The sequence below is a fragment of the Vibrio sp. V39_P1S14PM300 genome, assembly GCF_009904765.1.
Lineage (GTDB): Bacteria > Pseudomonadota > Gammaproteobacteria > Enterobacterales > Vibrionaceae > Vibrio > Vibrio proteolyticus.
Genome location: NZ_WXWP01000167.1, coordinates 1 through 6,180, shown reverse-complemented (window position 1 = coordinate 6,180; position 6,180 = coordinate 1). Strand labels below are relative to the sequence as shown.

The following is a 6,180-nucleotide window of genomic DNA, read 5'->3' as shown; positions in this document are numbered from 1 at the left end:
TGTGTGCTGATATAGCTCAGGTGGTAGAGCGCATCCTTGGTAAGGATGAGGTCCCCAGTTCGAGTCTGGGTATCAGCACCAGTTATTCTCTCTAATGAGAACACAATTTGCTTAGCGACCATAGCGCTTTGGACCCACCTGATTCCATGCCGAACTCAGAAGTGAAACAGAGTAGCGCCGATGGTAGTGTGGGGTTTCCCCATGTGAGAGTAGGACATCGCTAGGCTCTAAATACTGAAAAACCTCAGCCTTTGGCTGAGGTTTTTTGCTATTGGAGCGTTATTTGTTCTCGTTGAGTTGCCAGTCATAGTCGTAATCTATCTTCCCATCGTAATGTTGCAGTTCAGTACGATAGGCACCTAAATGTTCTAAGAGCTGCTGCCGATCACCAAAATCCTCGCTAAACCATTCATAAATAGAAGACAGCACCAGTGTACCGTTCGATTTTTGGGCGCCTTTGCTACTGTTAATGAATTCGCGGGCTGCTTTTTGTAATAGCGCTTCGCTGTTCTCTGCGGTGAAGGCTTGTTGCTGTAAATTCGGACAACCCAGGCTGGCACAGTTGACGGAGTAGTGCGTACGCGGATCATTCCAGATAGGGCGTAAAATACGATGCTCAATGTCATTCAGTGTCAGAGGGTGACCGTTAATTTTCGTGATCTCTTCATCCCATGGGCCGAAACTGAATAGCCCACCTAATTTAGTGATGGAACTGACGGGATAGCTGTCGAGGATCAGTTCTACGGTCATCGCGTTATACAAATTAACCCAATATGCATACTGCTCAGCTTTGGAGTAGCGTAATGGGTCAATACTGCTCAGCATACGCAGGTAGCTATTGAGTTTTTTGCGATCGGCGGGTTTCACCTGTTGATAAGTAAACAAGGTAAACTCTCCTTCCTTCACCAGATACCGATCCAGAAGCTCCTGCCATGCCTGATGTGAAATGGATAATGTGCTGCTTTCGTCACTTTGTTGCCAGTATGGCCACAGTTCCGCTTTAGGGGCTGCATAGCTGTAAAAAGAAAGGGCAGTTAAGAGTAAAGTCAGCAAGCGCGTCATAATAAATTCCAAATGAATGATTTGAAGAGTAGACCCACTTCAAGCGTAATTGCTTTCAATAAAAAAGGCTGGCTCATGGCCAACCTTTTGTGATCTTTGCTCAGGTAAATCTCAGCGCAAGAATTCGGGGATCTTCGCCTCGTAGTTTGAAATTTTGTCTTCGTGTTGTAGGGTCAGACCTATGTTGTCTAAGCCGTTTAACAGGCAGTGACGGCGAAACTCGTCAATCTCAAATGAATACTCTTTGCCATTAGCCCGCACCAGGTTGGCTTCCAAATCAACCTCAATCTCAGCGCCTTCGTTCGTTTCAACGAACTGGAAGATTTCATCCACTTCTTGTTCGGTTAGGCGTACAGGAACCATTTGGTTGTTGATGGAGTTGCCGTAAAAAATATCCGCAAAACTTGGGGCGATCATCGCTTTGATACCATAATCGGCCAGTGCCCAAGGGGCGTGTTCACGTGATGAGCCACAGCCGAAGTTTTCCCGCGCGAGCAAGATAGAGGCGCCCTGGTAGCGTGGCTGGTTCATGACGAAATCCGGATTTGGCTGTTGGCCTGCATCATCCAAGAAGCGCCAGTCGTGGAAGAGGTGCTTGCCAAAGCCTAAGCGAGACACCTTTTGCAAGAACTGTTTAGGAATGATCGCATCGGTGTCGACGTTTGCTGCATCCAGAGGAACCACTAATCCTGTATGTTGTTTAAAACCTGACATCTGTTCTCTCCTTAGTCCAACTCACGAATATCAACGAAGTGGCCAGCAATCGCAGCGGCTGCTGCCATAGCAGGGCTGACCAGATGGGTGCGGCCATCTCGGCCCTGACGACCTTCAAAGTTACGGTTTGAGGTTGACGCGCAGCGCTCCCCGGGACCTAAACGGTCGTTGTTCATTGCCAGACACATAGAACAGCCTGGTAAGCGCCATTCAAACCCCGCTTCCTTAAATATCACGTCCAAACCTTCAGCTTCCGCCTGAGCTTTGACTTGTTCTGAGCCTGGGACAATCAATGCCTGAACGTGAGCAGCAACTTGTTTGCCTTTCGCTATGGCTGCCGCCGCGCGCATGTCTTCGATACGCGAGTTGGTGCAAGAGCCAACGAAGACTTTATCCACTTTATAGTCAGACAGCGATTTGCCCGCTTCCAGTCCCATGTAAGCCAAGGCTTTCTGCGCAGAAGCGCGTTCGACTGGATCGGAGAAACTTTCTGGTGCCGGGATTGGCTCATCAACGGCAATCACTTGACCCGGGTTAGTTCCCCAAGTGACCTGAGGCTTAATGTCGGCAGCATTGAGTGTCACCACCGCATCAAACTCTGCATCATCGTCGGTACTGAATGTTTTCCAGTATTCAACGGCCGCTTCCCAGTTAGCTCCGGTGGGGGCGAACTTACGCCCTTTGATGTACTCGAAGGTGGTTTCATCTGGTGCGATTAGACCCGCTTTAGCGCCTAATTCGATCGCCATGTTACACACCGTCATACGGCCTTCCATTGTCAGGTCGGTGATTGCTTCACCGCAGAATTCGACCACATAGCCTGTTCCGCCTGCAGCGGTGGTTTTACCGATGATGGCCAGCACGATATCTTTGGCCGTTATGCCTGGTGCAACTTTACCCTGCACGTCAATTTTCATGGTTTTAGCACGCGCTTGCTTCAACGTTTGAGTGGCCAGGACGTGTTCCACTTCGGAGGTTCCGATACCAAACGCCAATGAGCCAAATGCACCGTGGGTGGCGGTGTGAGAGTCACCACATACGATGGTCATTCCCGGCAGGGTAATGCCCAGCTCCGGCCCCATCACGTGGACGATTCCCTGATATTTGTGGTTGATATCGTACAGAGTGACGCCGAACTCTTCACAGTTCTTTTTCAGCGTTTCCATCTGAATGCGCGCCATCTCACCTGACGCATTGATGTCTTTGGTGGTCGTGGATACGTTGTGATCCATGGTCGCGAACGTTTTGCCAACCTGACGAACCGGTCGGCCTTTCTCACGCAAGCCATCAAACGCTTGTGGTGAAGTGACTTCATGCACCAGATGACGGTCGATATACAGAATTGGGTTTTCGCCTTCGGCGGCTACGGCCACATGCGCGTCGTAGACTTTTTCATACAGAGTTTTGCCCATTGTGTTTGCTTCCTGCGTGCCTGAGCCGTGCGTAAAGCTCGGTCTCAGACAACGATATTCTTGTTATGAGTTTAAAATGTAACTGGCGATGGTATCGCCCATGGCGGAGGTCGACAGTGCCGGATGGTCACCGGCCAGATCGGCCGTTAGCTCACCGGCTGATAGGGCCTGAGATACCGCTGTTTCAATATCCTGCGCCGCCGCTTCCTCACCCAGGCTGTAACGTAGCATCAACGCTGCCGACAGAATCTGTGCCACTGGGTTGGCGATGTTCTTACCTGCAATATCCGGTGCGCTGCCGCCTGCTGGTTCATACAGGCCGAACTTGCTCTCATTCAGACTTGCTGACGGTAGCATACCCATCGATCCGGTAATCATGGCACATTCGTCTGAGATGATGTCGCCGAAGATATTTGAACACAGCATGACGTCAAACTGCGCCGGATCTTTGATCAACTGCATGGTGGCGTTATCGATGTACATATGGGAAAGCTCGACATCCGGGTAATCTTTGGCGATCTCTTCCACCACTTCTCGCCACAGGATCGAGCTTTGCAGCACGTTCGCTTTGTCAATGGAACACACTTTCTTATTGCGCAGACGTGCCGATTCAAATGCAATTTTGGCGATGCGTTCGATCTCGAAACGGTGGTAGATCTCAGTATCAAATGCTTTTTCGGTCGCGCCTTCGCCTTCACGGCCCTTAGGCTGGCCAAAATAGATACCGCCCGTCAACTCACGAACCACGACAATATCAAAACCACGCTCAGAAATATCAGCGCGCAAAGGAGAAAAGGCTTCCAGACCAGTGTGGATTTGAGCTGGGCGTAGGTTACAAAATAGCTGGAAGTGTTTGCGTAGTGGCAGTAGGGCACCGCGTTCAGGTTGATCATTCGGTGGCAGGTGTTCCCATTTCGGGCCTCCCACCGAGCCGAACAGTACGGCATCTGCTTCTTCACACGCGCTGATGGTGCTTTCAGGCAACGGACAACCGTGATTATCGATTGCGATGCCGCCTACGTCATGCTGCTCACGCTCGAAGGTGATTGAGTGCTTCTTTTCAATCGCATCCAGTACTTTGTTTGCCTGTGCCATCACTTCCGGGCCGATCCCATCTCCGGGTAATACGGCGATTTTGTAATGTTTGTCTGTCATGTTTGTCCTTTCTTGTTCATTATCTGACCCCGGAGGTACGATTTCCCTCCGGAAGCGTTTTATACTGTTGTGATGCGTTTTTGTTTAATTTCAGCCACTTGATCCGCACGGTGAATGCTGTTGATCACATGCAGCAGCGCCTGGCCAGACGCTTCGACGATATCGGTCGAGACGCCAGTGCCGTGATACTTACGGCCTTTATAATTGGCAATGATGTCCGCCTGCCCCAAACCATCTTCCCCTTCCCCTTTGGCGGTCAGGTCAAACTTGTCCAGCACGATATCGTACCCAGTCACGCGGTAAATACACTGGTATAACGCATCGACCGGACCATTACCGACGGCTGCCTCGCATTTTTCTTCATCACCACACAGCAGTTTGATGCTGGTCGTTGCCATCACGCTGCCGGACTGCACGCTCAGGTAGTTCAGTTTGTAGAAGTCGTCTTCTTCACGCAGGTTTGAGAAGTGCATTAAGGCTTCCAGATCGTAGTCGAACACTTGGCCCTTGCGATCGGCCAGCTTCAGGAAATCTTCGTACAGTGCGTTCAGATTATACTCTTCTTCTTTATAACCCATGGCATCCATATGACTTTTCACTGCAGCACGGCCGCTGCGACTGGTCAGATTCAACGCCTGGTTCTTCAGGCCGATGGACTCCGGTGTCATGATTTCGTACGTGTTTTTGTTCTTCAACATGCCATCTTGGTGAATACCGGACGAGTGACTGAAGGCGTTGGCACCGACGATGGCTTTGTTGCTCTGGATCGGCATGTTGCACAGTTGGCTGACCAACTTACTGGTACGGTGGATCTCTTCGTGTTTGATGCCGGTGTGTACGCCTAAGAACTCTTGGCGGGTTTTGATGATCATCGCGATCTCTTCCAGCGAACAGTTACCAGCGCGCTCACCAATACCGTTGATGGTGCCTTCTATCTGACGTGCGCCGGCCTGCACCGCGGCAATCGAGTTGGCGACCGACATTCCTAAGTCGTCATGGCAATGGACGGAAATCACCGCTTTATCAATGTTTGGCACGCGGTTGAACAGGGTCTGGATGATGCCACCAAATTCGCTTGGCACGGTGTAGCCCACGGTGTCTGGGATGTTGACGGTGGTCGCGCCTGCGTTGATTGCGGCCTCAACCATGCGGCACAAATTGTCAATCGGAGTACGACCGGCATCTTCGCACGAGAACTCGACATCATCGGTATATTTACGCGCATGTTTGACGGCGTTAACCGCCATTTCTACCACGTCATCATAGCTGCGGCGCAGTTTGTCTTTGACATGGATGGTTGAGGTGGCCAAAAAGGTGTGGATACGGAACTGGTCCGCCACTTTGAGCGCTTCGGCGGCGGCATCGATGTCTTTCGCAACGGCACGCGAAAGGGCACAAACTCGGCTGTTTTTAATGTTTTTAGCGATAGTTTGTACGGACTCGAAATCACCCGGTGAAGAGATAGGGAAGCCTGCTTCGATCACATCAACGCCGAGCCTTTCAAGCGCATACGCAATCTGCAGTTTCTCTTTAACCGTCAAGCTTGCTGACAACGCTTGTTCGCCATCACGTAACGTGGTGTCGAAGATTATGACCTGATCGTTCATGTTTGCTTCCTTTTGCGATGAGTAATCGTTTTACTTCCGGTATTTAGGTATAAAAAAACCCGCATCTGCGTGCGGGTCTAGTATCATTCTGTGAGGTTATTTTTCTTCCACAGCCTACCCGCGCGATCTGGTCACGATAAGGAGGAGGCTAAGCAGGAGAGAAAAACGTGCTGTCATGTTGTTAAGCGTTCCACAGAATTAAGTTAACAAATTAGTACCGCACTCAATGG

5 protein-coding genes, 1 tRNA gene and 1 rRNA gene are annotated in these 6,180 nt (G+C 50.6%); 2 read left to right on the top strand and 5 right to left on the bottom strand.

The genetic code is table 11. The features are described 5' to 3' along the window. The first annotated feature begins 5 nt into the window (after positions 1 to 5). Together CAG65_RS08305 and rrf are read left to right on the top strand one after the other, a co-directional pair. Positions 6 to 81 (top strand) — tRNA-Thr (locus CAG65_RS08305). 29 nt (positions 82 to 110) lie between these two features. Further along, positions 111 to 226: ribosomal RNA gene (rrf, locus tag CAG65_RS08300) — 5S ribosomal RNA — on the top strand. 53 nt (positions 227 to 279) lie between these two features. Here rrf and CAG65_RS08295 read toward each other — a convergent pair. The 5 genes from CAG65_RS08295 to leuA all read right to left on the bottom strand — a co-directional run bounded on the left by CAG65_RS08295 (position 280) and on the right by leuA (position 5,950). After that, positions 280 to 1,062, bottom strand: a complete 783-nt coding sequence (locus tag CAG65_RS08295) for a DUF547 domain-containing protein (RefSeq protein WP_161453321.1) — start codon at positions 1,060 to 1,062, stop codon at positions 280 to 282. A 111-nt stretch (positions 1,063 to 1,173) separates the two neighbouring features. After that, positions 1,174 to 1,776 (bottom strand): 3-isopropylmalate dehydratase small subunit, encoded by a 603-nt coding sequence (gene leuD, locus CAG65_RS08290; protein WP_161453320.1) that lies wholly within the window; start codon positions 1,774 to 1,776, stop codon positions 1,174 to 1,176. Positions 1,777 to 1,787: 11 nt separating this feature from the next. Further along, complete coding sequence (leuC, locus tag CAG65_RS08285) at positions 1,788 to 3,188, bottom strand: 3-isopropylmalate dehydratase large subunit (protein ID WP_161453319.1); 1,401 nt, start codon at positions 3,186 to 3,188, stop codon at positions 1,788 to 1,790. Between the two features lie 63 nt (positions 3,189 to 3,251). After that, positions 3,252 to 4,343, bottom strand: a complete 1,092-nt coding sequence (gene leuB / locus CAG65_RS08280; RefSeq protein WP_021706887.1) for a 3-isopropylmalate dehydrogenase — start codon at positions 4,341 to 4,343, stop codon at positions 3,252 to 3,254. A 59-nt stretch (positions 4,344 to 4,402) separates the two neighbouring features. Continuing rightward, positions 4,403 to 5,950, bottom strand: a complete 1,548-nt coding sequence (leuA, locus tag CAG65_RS08275) for a 2-isopropylmalate synthase (protein WP_021706888.1) — start codon at positions 5,948 to 5,950, stop codon at positions 4,403 to 4,405. Positions 5,951 to 6,180 lie beyond the last annotated feature (230 nt).